The organism is Stenotrophomonas sp. YJH_SMC_57 (assembly GCF_059369755.1).
Map to the genome: position 1 here is coordinate 1 of NZ_JCAFSZ010000004.1, position 15,745 is coordinate 15,745.

15 protein-coding genes are annotated in these 15,745 nt (G+C 67.5%); 8 read left to right on the forward strand and 7 right to left on the reverse strand.

Annotated elements, in window-relative coordinates; translation table 11 throughout:
• The coding region (locus tag AC5P7U_RS05860) for a beta strand repeat-containing protein (protein WP_495220863.1) at nucleotides 1-3,644 on the reverse strand (3,644 nt) is incomplete at its 3' end.
• A 293-nt stretch (nucleotides 3,645-3,937) separates the two neighbouring features.
• Between AC5P7U_RS05860 and AC5P7U_RS05865 the strand changes: the two genes are divergently transcribed.
• The 4 genes from AC5P7U_RS05865 to AC5P7U_RS05880 are packed head-to-tail and all read left to right on the forward strand — an operon-like array spanning nucleotide 3,938 to nucleotide 6,175.
• Nucleotides 3,938-4,477, forward strand: coding sequence for a phage tail protein (locus tag AC5P7U_RS05865; RefSeq protein WP_006478712.1), 540 nt, complete (start codon nucleotides 3,938-3,940; stop codon nucleotides 4,475-4,477).
• A gap of 54 nt (nucleotides 4,478-4,531) precedes the next feature.
• The gene (locus tag AC5P7U_RS05870; protein WP_164240914.1) at nucleotides 4,532-5,062 is read left to right on the forward strand and encodes a phage tail protein; all 531 of its coding nucleotides are present in this window, start codon (nucleotides 4,532-4,534) and stop codon (nucleotides 5,060-5,062) included.
• Between the two features lie 31 nt (nucleotides 5,063-5,093).
• Nucleotides 5,094-5,627: a phage tail protein gene (locus AC5P7U_RS05875; protein WP_006478789.1), complete on the forward strand. Its 534-nt coding sequence runs from the start codon at nucleotides 5,094-5,096 to the stop codon at nucleotides 5,625-5,627.
• Nucleotides 5,624-6,175, forward strand: a complete 552-nt coding sequence (locus AC5P7U_RS05880) for a GNAT family N-acetyltransferase (protein ID WP_164240915.1) — start codon at nucleotides 5,624-5,626, stop codon at nucleotides 6,173-6,175. The genes AC5P7U_RS05875 and AC5P7U_RS05880 overlap by 4 nt, the downstream gene beginning before the upstream one ends.
• 16 nt (nucleotides 6,176-6,191) lie before the next feature.
• On the opposite strand, the gene AC5P7U_RS05885 is transcribed toward AC5P7U_RS05880, so the two are convergent.
• From AC5P7U_RS05885 to AC5P7U_RS05900, 4 genes are all read right to left on the reverse strand, one after another.
• Nucleotides 6,192-6,482: a DUF6916 family protein gene (locus AC5P7U_RS05885; RefSeq protein ID WP_006478849.1), complete on the reverse strand. Its 291-nt coding sequence runs from the start codon at nucleotides 6,480-6,482 to the stop codon at nucleotides 6,192-6,194.
• Nucleotides 6,483-6,629: 147 nt separating this feature from the next.
• A complete protein-coding gene (locus AC5P7U_RS05890) occupies nucleotides 6,630-7,175 on the reverse strand; it encodes a glutathione peroxidase (RefSeq protein ID WP_006478851.1) in 546 nt (181 codons plus the stop codon).
• Between the two features lie 145 nt (nucleotides 7,176-7,320).
• Nucleotides 7,321-7,716, reverse strand: a complete 396-nt coding sequence (locus AC5P7U_RS05895; protein ID WP_006478889.1) for a hypothetical protein — start codon at nucleotides 7,714-7,716, stop codon at nucleotides 7,321-7,323.
• 71 nt (nucleotides 7,717-7,787) lie between these two features.
• Nucleotides 7,788-9,344 carry a DNA recombination protein RmuC gene (locus AC5P7U_RS05900; protein ID WP_049457808.1) on the reverse strand — a complete coding sequence of 519 codons (1,557 nt, stop codon included), beginning with the start codon at nucleotides 9,342-9,344 and terminating at the stop codon, nucleotides 7,788-7,790.
• Nucleotides 9,345-9,389: 45 nt separating this feature from the next.
• On the opposite strand from AC5P7U_RS05900, the gene AC5P7U_RS05905 reads away from it, so the two are divergent.
• Entirely contained in the window at nucleotides 9,390-9,995 is a 606-nt protein-coding gene (locus tag AC5P7U_RS05905; protein WP_197563723.1) for a glutathione S-transferase family protein, read from the forward strand.
• Nucleotides 9,996-10,021: 26 nt separating this feature from the next.
• Here AC5P7U_RS05905 and AC5P7U_RS05910 read toward each other — a convergent pair whose 3' ends face one another.
• The gene (locus AC5P7U_RS05910) at nucleotides 10,022-11,029 is read right to left on the reverse strand and encodes a zinc-binding alcohol dehydrogenase family protein (RefSeq protein ID WP_049457810.1); all 1,008 of its coding nucleotides are present in this window, start codon (nucleotides 11,027-11,029) and stop codon (nucleotides 10,022-10,024) included.
• Between the two features lie 91 nt (nucleotides 11,030-11,120).
• Here AC5P7U_RS05910 and AC5P7U_RS05915 point away from each other — a divergent pair, with 91 nt between their 5' ends.
• The 3 genes from AC5P7U_RS05915 (at nucleotide 11,121) to AC5P7U_RS05925 (ending at nucleotide 14,410) form a co-directional block, all read left to right on the forward strand.
• Nucleotides 11,121-12,092, forward strand: a complete 972-nt coding sequence (locus tag AC5P7U_RS05915; protein ID WP_495220865.1) for a LysR family transcriptional regulator — start codon at nucleotides 11,121-11,123, stop codon at nucleotides 12,090-12,092.
• 15 nt (nucleotides 12,093-12,107) lie between these two features.
• A complete protein-coding gene (gene leuE, locus AC5P7U_RS05920; RefSeq protein ID WP_006478918.1) occupies nucleotides 12,108-12,737 on the forward strand; it encodes a leucine efflux protein LeuE in 630 nt (209 codons plus the stop codon).
• Between the two features lie 245 nt (nucleotides 12,738-12,982).
• Entirely contained in the window at nucleotides 12,983-14,410 is a 1,428-nt protein-coding gene (locus AC5P7U_RS05925; protein WP_006478919.1) for an amino acid permease, read from the forward strand.
• A 93-nt stretch (nucleotides 14,411-14,503) separates the two neighbouring features.
• Here the strand turns inward: AC5P7U_RS05925 and AC5P7U_RS05930 are convergent, their stop codons facing one another.
• Nucleotides 14,504-15,742, reverse strand: coding sequence for a dipeptidase (locus AC5P7U_RS05930; protein WP_006478948.1), 1,239 nt, complete (start codon nucleotides 15,740-15,742; stop codon nucleotides 14,504-14,506).
• Nucleotides 15,743-15,745 lie beyond the last annotated feature (3 nt).

A 15,745-nucleotide genomic window follows, 5' to 3' on the forward strand; every position in this document is an offset into this window, starting at 1 on the left:
GTGCCCGGGGTCGCCGCCAGCACCGGGCTGGCTACCACCAGGCTGTAGCTCTGGGTGACGCTGGCCGGCGTGCCGCCGGTACTGTCGGTAATCGTCGCACTCAACGCGAACGTACCCGACTGCGTCGGCGTGCCCGACAACGTGCCGTTGGCGGTGTTGAAGCTCATGCCCACCGGCAGTGTGCCGGTCAGCACCACCTGGTACGGTGCGATGCCACCCGTAGCACTGATGACCTGCTGATAGCTGCTGCCAGCGGTCGCCGCCGGCAGTACGGTTGGCATCACCGACAGGCTTGGACCGGCAACCACCAGGCTGAACAGCTGGCCGACCGTATACGGGCCGTTGCCGGTACTGCTGTCCCTGGCTGATGCGTTGATGTTGAAGGTACCTGAGGCCGTCGGCGTACCACTGACGGTTGCACTGTTGGCGGTGGTCGCGGTGACCGACAGTCCGGCCGGCAGATTGGACACCTGGTAACCGCTGAAGGGCGCGCTGCCGCCGGACCAGGTGAACGTCTGGCTGTACGGCATGCCAGCCACAGCGTTGAAACCGCCGCTGGCAGCGATGCTGATGACCGGATCGGCGACGGTGACAGTGACCGTCGCCGGTGAGGACGTTCCCCCCGGTCCGGTCGCGGTATAGGAGAAGCTGTCCGATCCGGCATAACCGGTTGCCGGCTGGTAACTGATCGTGGTCGGGCCGGTCACCAGTGCCGTGCCATGGGTGGGCGCCGCCGCCAGCGCCAGCGAGGTGGCGGGACCGCCACTCAGGATCAGTGCTACGTTCGCCGCCGGAGCATTGAAGCCCACGCTCAACGTACTGTTGCCTGCCAGCGGCAGTGACTCCGCGACGGTGATGGTCAGGTTCTCGGTAACGTCGAAGGGCGCACCTGTGCCACTGGTACTGTCACGGGCGACGACCGTGAAGTTGAACGTGCCCACCGCGGTTGGCGTGCCGCTGATCACCCCGTTGGGGCTGATCGCCAGTCCTGTCGGCAGTACGCCTGTGACACTGAAGGTATAGGGAGCATTGCCGCCACTGACCGGCCCACGATTACTGCTGAACGGCTGGCCGCGTACTGCGCCTGGCAGCGCAGCGCCCGGCAGCGCCAGGGTCGGCCCGGGCACAATCAGCCCGTAGAACGCCGTCCCCATGTTCGGTGTCGGGCTGCTGTCGGTGGCACTCACGCTGAACGAGAACGTGCCCGCCTGGGTCGGCGTGCCGGACAGTGTCCCGGTGCTGGTGTTGAACGTCAGGCCGGTGGGCAGCGTGCCCGACAGCGCGTAGGTGTAGGACCCGGTGCCGCCGGTAGCCGAGAACGTCTGGCTGTAGGCAACGCCTGCCTTCGCCGTCGGCAGCACCGTCGGCCCCACCACCACCGGTGCGTCATCGGAGACGATGGTGACCACGGCCGAGCCGTCGGCCACGCTGGCGTTGACCGGGTTGCTCAGATTGACCTGGAAGGTCTCGTCGGGCTCCACCGTGGTATCGCCGTTGATCAGCACGGTAATCGTCTGCGTGGTCGTGCCGGGCGGGAAGCTGAGCGTGCCGCTGGCGGCCGTGTAATCGGTCGGCGCAACGGCGGTGACATTGGCCGTGGCGTACTGGACCTGGACCGGCAGCGCGCTTGCCGCTGACAGTGTCACGGTCAACACCGCCGGCGTGGTGCCGCTGTTGCCCTCGGTGACGTTGATGTCGGCGATGGACAATGAGGGTGCCGCGTCATCATTGATGATCGTGCCCCGGCCTTGGCCGTCGGTCAGCGTCGCGCCGCTGACATTGGTCACATTGACGAAGAAGTCCTCGTTCAACTCATGCAGTGTGTCGCCATTGACCTGCACGACGAAACTGTAGGTCTGGCTGCCGGCAGGAATGGTCTGTGCGGCCAGACTGCGTGCGACATAGTCCGAGCCCGCAGTGGCAGTGCCATTGGCAGTGGCAATGTCGAAGCTGACCCCGCCGGCGGGCGCAGGCGCGTTCAGCGATACCGTGAAGGTGAAACCGGTGGTGCCACTGTCGCCTTCGTTGGCGCTGACGTCGTTGATGCTCAGCCCCGGCAGGTCATCGTCGCGCAGGGTACCGGTGGCACTGGCCGGCACGCCGATCTGATACCCGGCGCCGGAGGCGAGGGTCAACACCACGGTCTTGTCAGGTTCGGGAATGGCATCCGGGATGGGCGCGATGCTCACGGTCGCGCTGGTGGCACCTGCGCCGATCACCAGCGGCGAACTGACCGCGGTGTAGTCGGTACCGCTGGCTCCGGTGCCGCCCAGGGTGAAGGCAATCGACAACGGCACCGGGTTGGGCCGATCCAGGGTGATGGTGTAGACCAGCGGCACACCGCCATTCTCGTTGACGGTTGCCGGCGAGACGCTGACCGTGGCCACCGGGAAGTCGTCGTTGACGATGGTGCCGGTGGCACTGGCCGGTGCACCCACCGTGTAACCGGCGCCCGCGGCCACGGTGAAGATCACCGTTTCATCGGATTCGACCTGAGTATCGGCGACGGGAACGATGTTGAACGTGGCACTGGTGGCGTTGGCCGGGATGGTCACGCTGGACACCGCGCCGGTGTAGTCGGTGCCGCTGGTCGCCGTCCCGGAAAGCGTCAGGTTCACCAGCATCGGGGTCGGTTGGCTGGCGCTGCGCGTTACCGTGTACACCAGCGGCGTGCCACTGTCCTCGGCGACGCTGCTCGGCGATACATTGATGCTGACGGTGGGCGCGTTGCTGACCGTGAGGGTGAAAGACTTCAGTTCGTAGTAGGGCGCCGCGCCTGCACTGTTGTCGGTGATCCGCAGCGTCAGTGGATAGGCCTGCGCAGGGCCACTGGGCGTGCCGCTGAAGGTGTCCACGCCGTTGAACGTGATGCCTGGCGGCAAGGCGCCCGATTCCACCGCATAGGTGTACGGGGCAACGCCGCCACTGCCATTGAGGGCCAGCGTGAACACATTGCCGATCACTGCCGTCGCGGCGGTCGGCGTGATCGACAGGGACGGATTCTGCACCGTCAGCGCGTACGCCTTGTCGACCACGGCCCCCAGGTTGTCGGTGGCGCGCACGGTGAAGCTGACGGCACCACGCCGGGTCGGGGTTCCCGAGAGCGTGCCGTTGCTGTTCAGGGCCAGCCCCTGTGGCAACTGGCCGCCGTTGATTGCGTAGGTATATGGCGAAGCACCGCCTGTAGCACTCAAGGTCTGGCTGAAGGCCGTGCCGGCCGTCATCGGATCGAGGACCGCAGGACTGACCACGATCGACGACGCCGGCGGGTCGATGATCATCGTCACCGTGACCGTATTGCCGTCGGTGTCGGAGAACTCAAAGACATCGCCGACGGTGTTGAGCCCGTTGTGGCTGTAGTCGACGAACCAGCTGCTGCCGGCGATGCGCAGGATGGCACTGCCACGCTGCGGGAGCGCGGGTCCATCGACGGGACCATCACCGGCGAAATTGATGTTCCTGGCGCAGGCCGTGACGTTGATCGGCACGCTGCCTCCGCTCGGCACGTGCACCGAGAAGGGGCCGCAGAGGGTGGACGTATTGGCGGCGGAGGCCAGCCCGGGCCACAGCAGGGCCAGGCAGGACAGCAGCAGGACGAACGCGAACGAACGCGCGGAACGCGCGGTACCGGAAAGGAACGCCATGACTCTTCCCCCTTAGAAGAATCCCACCTGGATGTGGAACAACATCGAGGTGCGCGTTCCAGCTGGCGGTGCTTCCGGGGAGGTTCTCCCCTGCCAATCCCCGGCGGTGCCAGCGGTAGGCCATCCACGCCCCTCCGTGGCGCCATTGGAACAGAGTCCCCGACCAGAAGATAGAGCTACAAGGGTCTGGCGATGCGCCGGCAGGGGCAGGGACTTGTACACAACCTGAATGGCCTTCAGAGTACGCGGGCGCCAGTCCGGCGCCCCGCGCTCAGCATCCAAGGGGGATTTCGATGAGCGATGTCTATCTCGGCCAGATCATCATGGCCGGTTTTCCTTTTGCACCCAGGGGCTTCGCCTTGTGCGACGGCCAGTTGATGCCGATCCAGACCAACCAGGCCCTGTTCGCTCTGTTGGGGGTCCAGTATGGCGGTGATGGCCGCACCACCTTCGCCTTGCCCGACCTGCGCGGCCGCGTGCCGGTATCGGCCGGCATCTCGGTGGACTCCGCCTGGCAGCCGCCGGCGCAGCCGGTAGGCACGGCCGCCGGCGCCGAGTCGATCACCCTGCTGGTCGGCAACATCCCGCCGCATACGCACGGGGTGCTGGGCGTGACCAGCGCCGGCACCGTGCGCAACCCCACCGGTGCCACCTTCGCCGGCACCGCCAGCAACCCGAAGATGTATGCCACCCAGGCCAGCCCGGCCGTGCCGCAGGCCGGCGAGTCGGTGGGCGTGTCCGGCAGCAACCAGGCACACGCGAACATGCAGCCCTTCGGAGTCATCAACTTCTTCATCTGCATCCAGGGCGGACTGTACCCGCCGCGCGACTGATCGCGCCGGCACCAACGCACTCCGTTCCGCCCTACTTTCCAGGAGCACGCACAGATGAGTACGCCTTTTGTCGGCGAGATCCGCATGTTCGGATTCAGCCGCCTGCCGGTTGGCTGGTTTCCCTGCGACGGCCGCCTTGTGCCGGTCGCCGGGCAGGAAGCCCTGTTTACTCTGATCGGTACCACCTACGGCGGGGATGGCCAGAACACCTTCGGCCTGCCAGACCTGCGTGGTCGCCTGCCCGTTCACCAGGGCCAGGGATTGGGATTGACCCAGCGCGTGATCGGTCAATCCGGCGGCACCGAATCGGTAACCCTGACCCTGCCGCAGCTGCCAGCGCACAACCACCCACTGAACCTCACCAGCGCCGCCGCCACGGCGGACGTACCTTCGGCTACCGCCGTCCCGGGCTCGGCCAGCGGCGAACCCTACTACGTCACCGACACCAACGGCGCCACCGCAATGGTGCTGGATTCGGCTGCAGTCTCCGCCACCGGCAGCAGCCTGCCGCACGAGAACTGCATGCCGACCCTGACCGTTCAGTACTGCATCGCCTGGTCGGGCATTTTCCCGTCACGCGGCTGACCTTCCTTTCGCAACCGGCGGAGACCCGATCATGACCGACCCCTTCTACGGCGAAATCCAGATGTTCGCCTTCAACTACAGTCCGGCAGACTGGGCGTTCTGCAACGGAGCACTGATTCCCATCCGGCAGAACCCTGCGCTGTACTCGCTGCTGGGCACCCAGTATGGCGGCGATGGCGTAAACACGTTCCAGTTGCCGAACCTGGTCGCGCGCGGCGCCACCCACCAGGGCGCGGGGCCCGGCCTGACCCCGCGCGTCGCTGGCGAAACCTTCGGCCAGGCTGCGGTCTCGCTCACCACGGCCATGCTGCCGGCACACCGCCACGACCTGGTGGCCTACGCCCAGCCCGCCGCCAAGCGCACCGCCACGCCCGTTGCCAACGGTGCGCTGTCGATGCCCGGATCAAACGCGATCAAGCCTTTCAGCGCAGAGCCACCGGCCACGCCGATGTCACCGACCCTGCTCGGCCCTGCCGGCGGCGGGCAGCCGCATGAGAACCGGCAACCGTATCTGGCGGTGAACTTCTGCATCGCCCTGCACGGCAACTTCCCGCAGTTCGAATGATCCCGGTGCGGGCATTGGCGCCGTTCCCGACGGAACGGCTCCGCCCATGCGTCGAAGCACCCACGCCAGCGGCATGGCGCTGGCGTGCGCTCGGCGATGCCGACCTGCCGTGGTTGCAGGCGCTGTATGCCAGCACCCGCCAGGAGGAACTGCAGGCTGTGCCATGGCCGGACCTGGCCAAGCAGCAGTTCCTGGCGCAGCAGTTCGCGGCCCAACACCAGCACTATCTGCAGCACCACCCGCAGGCGCACTACCTCGCGGTCGAGAAGGACGAGCAGGCGATCGGTCGGGTCTACCTGGACCCGACCGGCGCCGATGATCTGCTGATCGACATCAGCCTGCTGCCGCACTGCCAGGGCAACGGACTCGGCAGCGCGATGATCCGATGCCTGCAGCAGGCATCGGCGGCACGCCGGCGCGCGCTGTGCCTGCACGTGCAGATTCACAACCCCGGGGCACGCCGGCTTTACGAGCGCCTGGGATTCATCGCAAGTGATGCGTCAGGCAGCAGCCTTCATGTTGCGATGCGCTGGAATCCGTTGGCGTAGCCGGCCCACGCCGGCATCAGGTGAACACGGCCTGGTAGAGGAAGCCTGCGCGCTCCTGAGCGATCGGCACCAGGAAAATGCCGACCTCGCCCACCCGTGCGTGCCGCATGGGAAAGGTCTGCTGCGGGAACAGGATGGGCGCGGCGTTGCGGAACAGAAGTGAGAACGGTGCTCGTGGTGCGTCGGCGCGCGCCCCCGGCAGCGCACGCGCCTCGACCAGCACGAAGTCAACCCGCATGCCATCCAGATCGGCGGCGAAGGTTTCGTCGACGCAGCCGGCAAAGTGTTCAAGCGTAAGAAGATCCAAGCCGCCTCCCCTGTCGGCATGCCGCGGGCAGCGCGGCGGTGACATCCTCGCCGCTGCGTAGTGCCCGCGCAAGCGGGGGTGCAGGCGCGATACGCGCCTGCAGGCGTTTCTTCCCGGTGGGTGCCAACCTGGGTTGGCACGCTTCCCTCAAGCCGCCAGCGCCGCCTCGATGGCCTCGCGCAGGCGCGCATCGTCGGCGGCCACGTCCGGGGCAAAGCGTGCGACGACCTTGCCATCGCGGCCGACCAGGAATTTCTCGAAGTTCCACAGCACCGCCGGCGCGGCGTGGATCGGGATCTCCTTGCTGGCCAGGCGCTCGCGCAGCGGGCCTTCACCGATCGACTGCGGCTGGGCGGCGGTCAGCTGCTGGTACAGCGGGTGGGTGTCCTCACCGGCCACGCTGATCTTGGAGAACATCGGGAAGCTGACATCGTAGGTGAGCTGGCAGAACTGCTGGATTTCCGCCTCGCTGCCCGGCTCCTGGCCGAGGAAGTTGTTGGCGGGGAAGCCCAGCACTTCCAGGCCCTGTGCATGCTTTTCCGCATACAGCGCCTGCAGGCCTTCGTACTGCGGGGTCAGGCCGCACTTGGAGGCGACGTTGACCAGCAGCAGCACCTTGCCCCGGTAGTCGGCAAGCGAGGACGGCTGGCCGTCGATGGTGGTGAGGGAAATGTCCTGGATCGAAGTGCTCACGCGGGGGGCTCCGGCTACAGCGGGGAATGGCCCACCAGCATAGCGCCGTGCGATGCCGGTAGTGCCGGCCGCCGGCCGCCGGCCGGCAATGCTGCGATCGTTCCCAGCGGTTCATGCGGTTGCCGGCCAGCGGCCGGCACTACGATCAGTCCACGCAGATCGTGCCCTGTGCCTTGCCGTCCTCGATGCGCTGGCGGCAACCAAAGTTCTGGCTGGCATCACGCTGGCAGGTACCGGTGGTGGCGCTGCCAACGGCCACCTCACCCCTGGCCAGGCACTGGCCGGTGCAGTCGCTCTTGCCGCTGCAGGCCTTGCCGGCATCGGCATAGGGAATCACGCACTGCTCGCGCTGCAGGCGGCCCAGCCGCTGCAGGGTGCCGCCGGCGGCCTGGCAGTCGACGTCGCGTGCTTCGCGGTAGGCCTCGGTGGCTTCGGGCGTATTGCTTGCCGCCTGCCCCGCCGTACCCACGGCCGGTGGCGCGCTGCTGCAGGCGGCGAGCAGCACGGTCAGGACAACACTGGTGCAGAAGCGCAGGCGCATGGCGATACCTGATCGAAACGGACAGGCCGCCAGCATACGCATCGACGATGCAGGCGGCGTGTCAGTGCGGCTCAGGCCTCCTCGCTGTCACCGTCGCCACTCTCGTCCTCGCCTGCGGTTTCAGCGTCACCCAGGTCGCCCAGCAGCGACTGCGCCTGTTCGGCAGCCAGCGATTCCACGCCGCGCAGGCGGCGCTCGATGGTACGTGTCTTGCGGCTGGCCTCGCCGATGCTGCGGCCGACGGTGGTGATCTGCTTTTCGGCCTTCTCGAGGATGCCGGCGAACTTGCCGAACTCGCTCTTCACCGCGCCCAGCAGGCTCCACACCTCGCTGGAGCGCTGTTCGATGGCCAGCGTGCGGAAACCCATCTGCAGGCTGTTGAGCAGCGCGGTGACCGTGGTCGGCCCGGCCACCACCACGCGATGCTCGCGCTGCAGCAGGTCGACCAGGCCCGGGCGCCGGATCACCTCGGCATACAGGCCTTCGGTGGGCAGGAACATCACCGCGAAGTCGGTGGTGTGCGGCGGCGCGATGTACTTGTCGCAGATCGACTTGGCCTGCACGCGTACCGCGCGCTCAAGCTGGATGCCCTGCAGCCGCACGCCCTCGGCATCGCCCTGTTCCTGGGCATCGAGCAGACGTTCGTAGTCCTCGCGGGGGAACTTGGAGTCGATCGGCAGCCACACCGGCGTGTCGTCGTTGCTGCGGCCCGGCAGGCGCACCGCGATATCGACCATTTCACCGCTGTCCGGGCGCACCTTCACCGCACGCGCGTACTGCTCCTGGGTCAGGGTCTGCTCGAGGATGTTCTCCAGCTGCACTTCGCCCCAGCTGCCGCGGTTCTTGACGTTGGTCAGCACGCGCTTGAGGTCGCCCACGCCGGTGGCCAGCTGCTGCATCTCGCCAAGGCCGCGCTGCACCTGCTCCAGGCGCTCGGAGACCAGCTTGAAGGAATTGCCCAGCCGCGTTTCCAGCGTCGACTGCAGCTTCTCATCGACAGTGTGGCGCATCTGTTCCAGCTTCTGCGCATTGTCGTTCTGCAGCGCGCGCAGCTGCTCCTCCAGCGTGGTGCGCATCTCGGCGATGCGCTGTTCGTTGCGCTGGGTCAGTTCCTGCAGGCGCAGGCCCAGGCTTTCGGTCAACCGCTGCTGCGACTGCGCGCCTTCCTCACGGCCCTTGCGCGCATCGTCCACCAGGGTCTGGCGCAGCGCACCGAGCTGGGTATCAGTACGCGCGGTGAGTTCCTGCAACTGCTGGCCGAAGGCGTGGATGCGTGCCTCCTGCTGCTGGCCAAAGGTTTCCAGCTGGCCGCGCAGTTCCTGCAGGCGCTGCCCCATCAGCGCCGCTCCCCGCTGCTGGCTGTCGGCGGCCTCGGCACGCGCCTTGCGGGCATCTTCGCCGAGCGCCTCGCGCAGCAGGTCCAGACGCTGGTCGGTGCGGGTCGACAGATCGGTCAGCGCGCGGGCGAATCCATCGAGCTGCTCGCGCAGTTCGCTGCGCCCGGAGCGGGCCTCCTCGCGTACGGCCTGTTCCAGGCGGTCATGCGGCGGGCGGCGCAGCAGGGCGACCAGCTGCAGGATGAGCACGGCCAATAGAAGGCCGCCGATGAGCAGGAATTCGGTTTGCATGTGGCAAGTGTAGGCTGGCCGAGTCTCAGCCGCTGCGTCAGGACCATGCTCGCTCTGTACGGAAAGCCCACCTCGATCAATGTCCGCAAGGTGCTGTGGCTGTGCGCCGGGCTTGACCTGCCGCTGCATCACGAACCGGCGCCGGCGCCGGACCTGCTGGCCACGCTGAACCCGAACCGGCAGGTACCGGTACTGCGCGACGGCGGTTTCTGGCTGTGGGAGTCCAACAGCATCTGCCGTTACCTGGCCACACGCGCCGGGCGCGACGACCTGCTGCCCGCCACCGCTCAGGCGCGGGCCCGCGTCGAACAGTGGATGGACTGGCAGGCCAGCGACCTCAACAGCGCCTGGCGCCACGTGTTCATGGCCCGGGTGCGGCAACACCCGGACTATCCGGACGATGCCCGCGCCGAGGCCAGCCTGGCGCGGTGGAATCGCCTGATGGGCGTGCTTGATGCGCAGCTGGCCGCTACGGACAGCTACGTGGCGGGCAACACCTTCACCCTCGCCGATGTCGTGCTGGGCCTGTCGACCCAGCGCTGGCGCAGCACGCCCGGCAACACGCCCACGCTGCCGAACGTGGAGGCCTGGTTCGAACGCCTGCGCCAGCAACCCGGTTTTGCCGATCACGTCGACAACGGCGTGGCCTGAGGCAGGGGCGCGGGAACGACCCGGCCTTACCAGCCTTCCAGCACGATCTTGCCCTTGGCGCGATGGCTCTCCAGCAGCGCATGGGCACGCCGCAGGTTGGCCGCGTCGATGCGCCCGAAGTGCTCACCCAACGTGGTCTGCAGCACGCCGGCGTCGATCAGCTCGGCCACCCGGTTCAACAGGTCGTGCTGGCGCTGCATGTCCGCGGTCTTGTACAGCGGGCGGGTGAACATCGATTCCCAGTGCAGCGACAGCGCCTTGCGCTTGAGCGCCATCACATCCACCGGGCCCGGGTCGTCGATCAGGCCGAACTGGCCCTGCGGCGCCAGCAGTTCCACGATCTGTGCGTAGTGCTGGTCGGAGTGGGTCAGGCCGGCTACGTGCTGTACCTCGCTGATGCCCAGCCGCGCCAGGCCCTCGGCCAGGGGCAGGCTATGGTCGATCACATGGTGCGCGCCCATGGCGTACACCCAGTCCTGGGTATCCGGGCGCGAGGCGGTGCCGATCACCGTCAGCTTGGTCAGCTTCCGCGCCAGCTGCACCAGGATCGATCCGACGCCACCGGCAGCGCCGATCACCAGCAGGGTCTGGCCTTCGCCGCCGCCCTCGGCGATGCGCAGGCGGTCGAACAGCAGCTCCCAGGCGGTGATTGCGGTCAACGGCAGCGCGGCGGCGGCGGCATCGTCGAGGCTGGCCGGCTTGCGGCCGACGCTGCGCTCGTCCACCAGCTGGTACTCGGCATTGCTGCCGGGGCGGTCGATCACGCCGGCGTAGTAGACCGCATCGCCAGGCTGGAACAGGGTGACCTCGCTGCCCACCGCATCGACGATGCCGACCGCATCCCATCCGAGCACGCGCGGGCCATCGGTGGCCACGCCGCGGCGCACCTTGGTGTCGACAGGGTTCACCGCCACCGCGCGTACGGCCACCCGCAGGTCGCGCGGGCCGGGCTGCGGCAGCTCCAGTTCGATGTCGATCAGGGCCTGGGCATCATCGATCGGCAGGCCGGCTTGGGTGTAGGCAATGGCGCGCATGGCAGCGTTCCAGTGGGGAAGGAGGCGACAGGTTGCGCCGCGCGCGGCGCCGCAGAAAGGCGCAGAATCGGGCAGGACTTTCACTCCAGTAATGAAAATGATCCGTTTCGACGACCTGCAGATGTTCGTCCGCACGGCTGCACTGGGCAGCTTCTCGCAGGCCGCGCGCGAGGCCGATCTGCTGCCTGGCCAGGTCGCGGCCGCCGTGGCACGGCTGGAGCGCGAGCTGGACCTGCGCCTGTTCGTGCGCACCACCCGCAGCCTGCGCCTGACCGGCGAAGGCGCGCTGTACCTGCCCTATGCACAGGAGGTACTGGCCACCCTGCGCGAGGGCCAGGCGCGCGTGCAGGGCGAGGACACCGAACTGCACGGCACCCTGCAGCTGTCGGCGCCGTCAGACCTCGGCCGCAACCTGCTGCTTCCCTGGTTGAGCGCGTTCCGCGCCGCGCATCCGCGGCTGCGCCTGCACCTGCGCCTGTCCGACGAAGTCGCTGACGTGTTCCGCGATCCCGTCGACGTAGCCATCCGTATCGGCCACTTCGACGACGCCAACTACGTCGCCCTGCCCCTGCTGGAAGGCAACCGGCGTGTACTTGCGGCCTCGCCCGGGTACCTGCAGCGGCGCGGCACGCCCGGCCGCCTGGAAGACCTGCGCGAGCATGATTGCCTGGTCTACCAGCTCAGTGGCCGCGCCTACGATCGCTGGTCATTCGACGTCGAAGGGCGCCGCAGCGTGATTCCGGTGCGCGGCCCGCTGGTCTGCGATGACGCCGATGTGGTGCGGCGCTGGGCCGTGGCCGGCGAAGGCATCACCTACAAATCCTGGCTGGACCTGCGCGAGGACGTGCAGGCCGGGCGCCTGCAGCTGCTGCTCGACGGTGCCGGCAGCAGCATCCCGCTGCAGCTGGTGTGCCCGCATCGCAAACAGTTCTCGCCGGCGGTACGGCAACTGCACGCGCAGCTGCGCCAGCACCTGCAACCGCTGCTGTCTGGCATGCCCGGTGGCCCCGCCAGCCCTCTGTCGCCAATCGCGGCGCTGGCCGACAATGGCGGCCCCCCGTAACAAGAGAACACCGCCATGCCGTGGATGGGCATCCAGGACCTGTGGACGTTTCTGGTCGCTGTGCTGGTGTTTCTCGCCCTGCCCGGCCCCGGTACCTTCACCCTGCTGACCGCCACCGGCCGTGGCGGCGTGCGTGGCGGCTACACCGCATTGGCCGGCCTGCTGGTCGGCGACCAGATCCTGATGTGGCTGGCGCTGGCCGGCGTGGCCGCGCTGCTGAAGGCCAATCCGCTGGTGTTCCATGCCGTGCAGTACCTCGGTGCGGCCTACCTGGTGTGGGTCGGCATCAGCCTGCTGCGGACCCCGAAGCACGAAGGGGGTGACGCCGGGCCGATCCGCATGCATCCGGGCCGCTACTTCCAGCAGGCCATCCTGGTCAGCCTGCTCAATCCGAAGGCGATCCTGTTCTACATGGCGTTCCTGCCGCTGTTCATCGACCCGAAGGCCCACCAGGGCATTGCCACCTTCGCGGCGCTGGCCGGCATCATCCTGGTGGTCAGCATCGCTTATTGCTCGATGCTGATCGGCGTCGGCAACCTGGCCCGCCGCCGGCTGATCCAGCACCCGCGGATCAGCGACGCGCTGCGCCGCGTGGCCGGCCTGTTCCTGGTCGGCTTCGGTATCCGCCTGGGCCTGAATGGATGAACGGGCCAACCCATTGACCCCACTGCGCTGGACGCTCGCCCGCTGAATCGGCTCTGCCGACCGGAGGGACCTCGGACGAATTCGATCTTTGCCTGCAATTGTGCTGATTTCGTCACTGAAGCTGATGGCGAGCCATCATCACTGACGCATTCAACCCATGCACGACCCCCGTCAGTGGTAATGCTGCGCTGCGTTCGGTCACACTCGGGAACTTGTCGTTCTTAGTCACCCCTTCCGAGGCCTGCATGTCCCTGCTCCGGCGCAAGTCCCTAGATTCCGTCACCGTCCACGAAGCCGGCAGGCGTCTGATCCCCACGCTCAGCTGGCCACACCTGATCGCGCTGGGCATCGGCGCCATCGTCGGTACCGGCATCTACACGCTGATCGGCGTCGGCGCCAACCTGGCCGGCCCGGCCGTGCTGATCTCCTTCGCCATCGCTGGCGCGGTCTGCGCCTGCGCGGCGCTGTCCTACGCCGAGCTGTCGACGATGATGCCGGCCGCCGGCAGCGCCTACACTTACAGCTACAGTGCGCTGGGCGAGGTGTTCGCCTGGGTGGTGGGCTGGAGCCTGATCCTGGAGTACTCGCTGGTGGTGAGTACGGTAGCGGTGGGCTGGTCCGGCTACTTCGTCGGCTTCCTCGAATGGGTGCACACCCAGTTCGGCTGGAACGTGCACCTGCCGGCCTGGCTTGCCGCCGGCCCGCACGTGGAAGGCGGCATGATCAACCTGCCGGCGATCGTCATCACCTGGCTGGTGGCCGGCATGCTGATGGCCGGTACCAAGGAGAGCGCCACCCTCAACGCGATCCTGGTGGTGTTCAAGCTGATCGCGCTGGCCATCTTCGTGGCCGTCGCCCTGCCCGCCTTCGACAGCGCCAACCTGCAGCCGTTCATGCCGTATGGCTTTGCCAAGTCGATGGGCCCTGATGGCGTCGAGCACGGCGTAATGGCCGCGGCAGCGATCATCTTCTTCGCCTTCTACGGCTTCGATGCGATCTCCACCGCCGCCGAAGAAACCAAGAACCCGGGCCGCGACCTGTCGATCGGCATCATCGGCTCGATGATCGGCTGCACCATCGTCTACGTGCTGGTGGCGCTGGCGGCAGTCGGTGCGATGAGCTACGCGGTGTTCGGCCACAGCGCCGAGCCGCTGGCACTGATCATGCGCCAGCTGGGCCACCCGACCGCGGCGATGGTGATCGGCGTGATCGCGATCATCGCGCTGCCGACCGTGCTGCTGGCCTTCCTGTATGGCCAGAGCCGCATCTTCTTCGTGATGAGCCGCGATGGCCTGCTGCCGCGTGGCCTGTCCAAGGTCAACGCCCGTACCGGCACGCCGGTGGCGACCACGCTGTTCACCGCGGTGGTGGTGTCGGCGCTGGCCGGCGTGGCGCGCCTGGACGAGATCGCGGCGCTGGCCAACGCCGGCACCCTGGCCGCGTTCACCGCGGTGGGCATCTGCCTGGTGGTGCTGCGTCTGCGCGAACCGAACCGCGAGCGCACCTTCCGCACCCCGCTGGCCTTCGTGGTCGGCCCGCTGGCGGCGCTGGGCTGCATCTACCTGTTCATCAGCCTGCCGCACCGCACCCAGCTGTACTTCCTGCTGTGGAACGTGGCCGGCCTGGTGCTGTACTTCCTGTACAGCCGCCGCCACGCGCTGATCGCGAAGTAAACGAGTCACCGGTAGTGCCGGCCGCTGGCCGGCAACCCGGATCCTGTTGATACGGGCAATGCCGGCCAGCGGCCGGCACTACCGCAGGGCGTTTCACACGCCCTGTTTTGCTGCGTGATCCTGCGCCTGGCGCATCACCCGCAGCAGGTTGCCGCCCCAGATGCCGGCAATCTGCTGCTCGGTGTAGCCCTTGCGCAGCAGCCACGCAGTGATCTTCGGCAGCTGGCTGACATCGGGCAGGTCGCTCAGGCCACCGCCGCCATCCCAGTCCAGGCCGATGCCCACATGCTCGGGGCCGACCACCTTGAGGATGTGCTCGAAGTGGGCGAAGAAATCGTCCAGGCTGGCATGGCGCACCGGGTGCTCGTGGTCCAGTTCCTGCTCGGCCTTCAGCAGGGCAACACCCTGCTCGATGCCCATCCCTTCCCAGCCACCCAGCTGCTTGCTCAGCGCTTCTTCGGCCTGCTTGCGCTCCGGTGTCTTGGCGGTGTCGATCAGATAGCCACCGTAGGCATTCACCTGGATCACGCCGCCCGCCTTGGCCAGCTTGCGCAGGCGTGCATCGTCCAGATTGCGCGGGTGGTCGTAGACCGCCTTGGCCGAGCTGTGCGAGAGCACGAACGGCACCGGCATCATCGCCAGCAGGTCGTCGAACACTGCGTCGGAGGCATGCGACTGGTCGATCACGATGCCCAGCTTCACCGCCTGCCGCACCAGCTCCTTGCCGGCCGGGCTCAGGCCTTTCCACTCCGCACCCTTGGGATCGGTGGCCGAATCGGCGAACTCGTTGTTGGCGAAGTGCACGGTGCTGAGCAGGCGCAGGCCGGCGCGATGGTAGAACGAAAGCAGGCTGGGATCGGCCACCAGCGGGCTGGCGTTTTCCATGCTGATGTAGACCACCCGCTTGCCGGCGGCCTTGATCCTTGCCGCATCATCGGCGGTCAGCGCCAAGGCAAAGCGCTCGGGATTGGCCGCCAGCATCTCGCGGATTTCCAGCAACCGCTGCAGGCCATGGTCACGCTCGGCCAGGTGGGCCGCTGCGCTGCGGTCGCCCTGATCGGTGTAGATCGCCCAGAAGCCGCCGTCCAACGCGCCTTCGACCATGCGCGGGTAGTCCACCTGCGAAAGCGCGTTGCGGTCGTGGCGCTGCTCGATGTCGAAGCCGCTGCGACCGAAGTTGGCCGGCGTATCCAGATGGCTGTCGAGGGTGACCAGGCGCTGTTGCAGCACCTTGGCACGGGCCAGCTCCTGCGCGCTGAACTCAACGGCGTGGGCGGACAGCGGCGCACACAGCGCCAGCGAGACCAGCAAAGACAGACTGCGCAACGTCATGAC

Coding starts and splice junctions, on each gene's coding strand:
- AC5P7U_RS05875 (WP_006478789.1), top strand. CDS start 5,094: ATGACCGACCCCTTCTACGGCGAAATCCAGATGTTCGCCTTCAACTAC.
- AC5P7U_RS05925 (WP_006478919.1), top strand. CDS start 12,983: ATGTCCCTGCTCCGGCGCAAGTCCCTAGATTCCGTCACCGTCCACGAA.
- AC5P7U_RS05930 (WP_006478948.1), bottom strand. CDS start 15,742: ATGACGTTGCGCAGTCTGTCTTTGCTGGTCTCGCTGGCGCTGTGTGCG.
- AC5P7U_RS05880 (WP_164240915.1), top strand. CDS start 5,624: ATGATCCCGGTGCGGGCATTGGCGCCGTTCCCGACGGAACGGCTCCGC.
- AC5P7U_RS05900 (WP_049457808.1), bottom strand. CDS start 9,344: ATGCAAACCGAATTCCTGCTCATCGGCGGCCTTCTATTGGCCGTGCTC.
- AC5P7U_RS05915 (WP_495220865.1), top strand. CDS start 11,121: ATGAAAATGATCCGTTTCGACGACCTGCAGATGTTCGTCCGCACGGCT.
- AC5P7U_RS05865 (WP_006478712.1), top strand. CDS start 3,938: ATGAGCGATGTCTATCTCGGCCAGATCATCATGGCCGGTTTTCCTTTT.
- AC5P7U_RS05905 (WP_197563723.1), top strand. CDS start 9,390: ATGCTCGCTCTGTACGGAAAGCCCACCTCGATCAATGTCCGCAAGGTG.
- AC5P7U_RS05910 (WP_049457810.1), bottom strand. CDS start 11,029: ATGCGCGCCATTGCCTACACCCAAGCCGGCCTGCCGATCGATGATGCC.
- AC5P7U_RS05895 (WP_006478889.1), bottom strand. CDS start 7,716: ATGCGCCTGCGCTTCTGCACCAGTGTTGTCCTGACCGTGCTGCTCGCC.
- leuE (WP_006478918.1), top strand. CDS start 12,108: ATGCCGTGGATGGGCATCCAGGACCTGTGGACGTTTCTGGTCGCTGTG.
- AC5P7U_RS05870 (WP_164240914.1), top strand. CDS start 4,532: ATGAGTACGCCTTTTGTCGGCGAGATCCGCATGTTCGGATTCAGCCGC.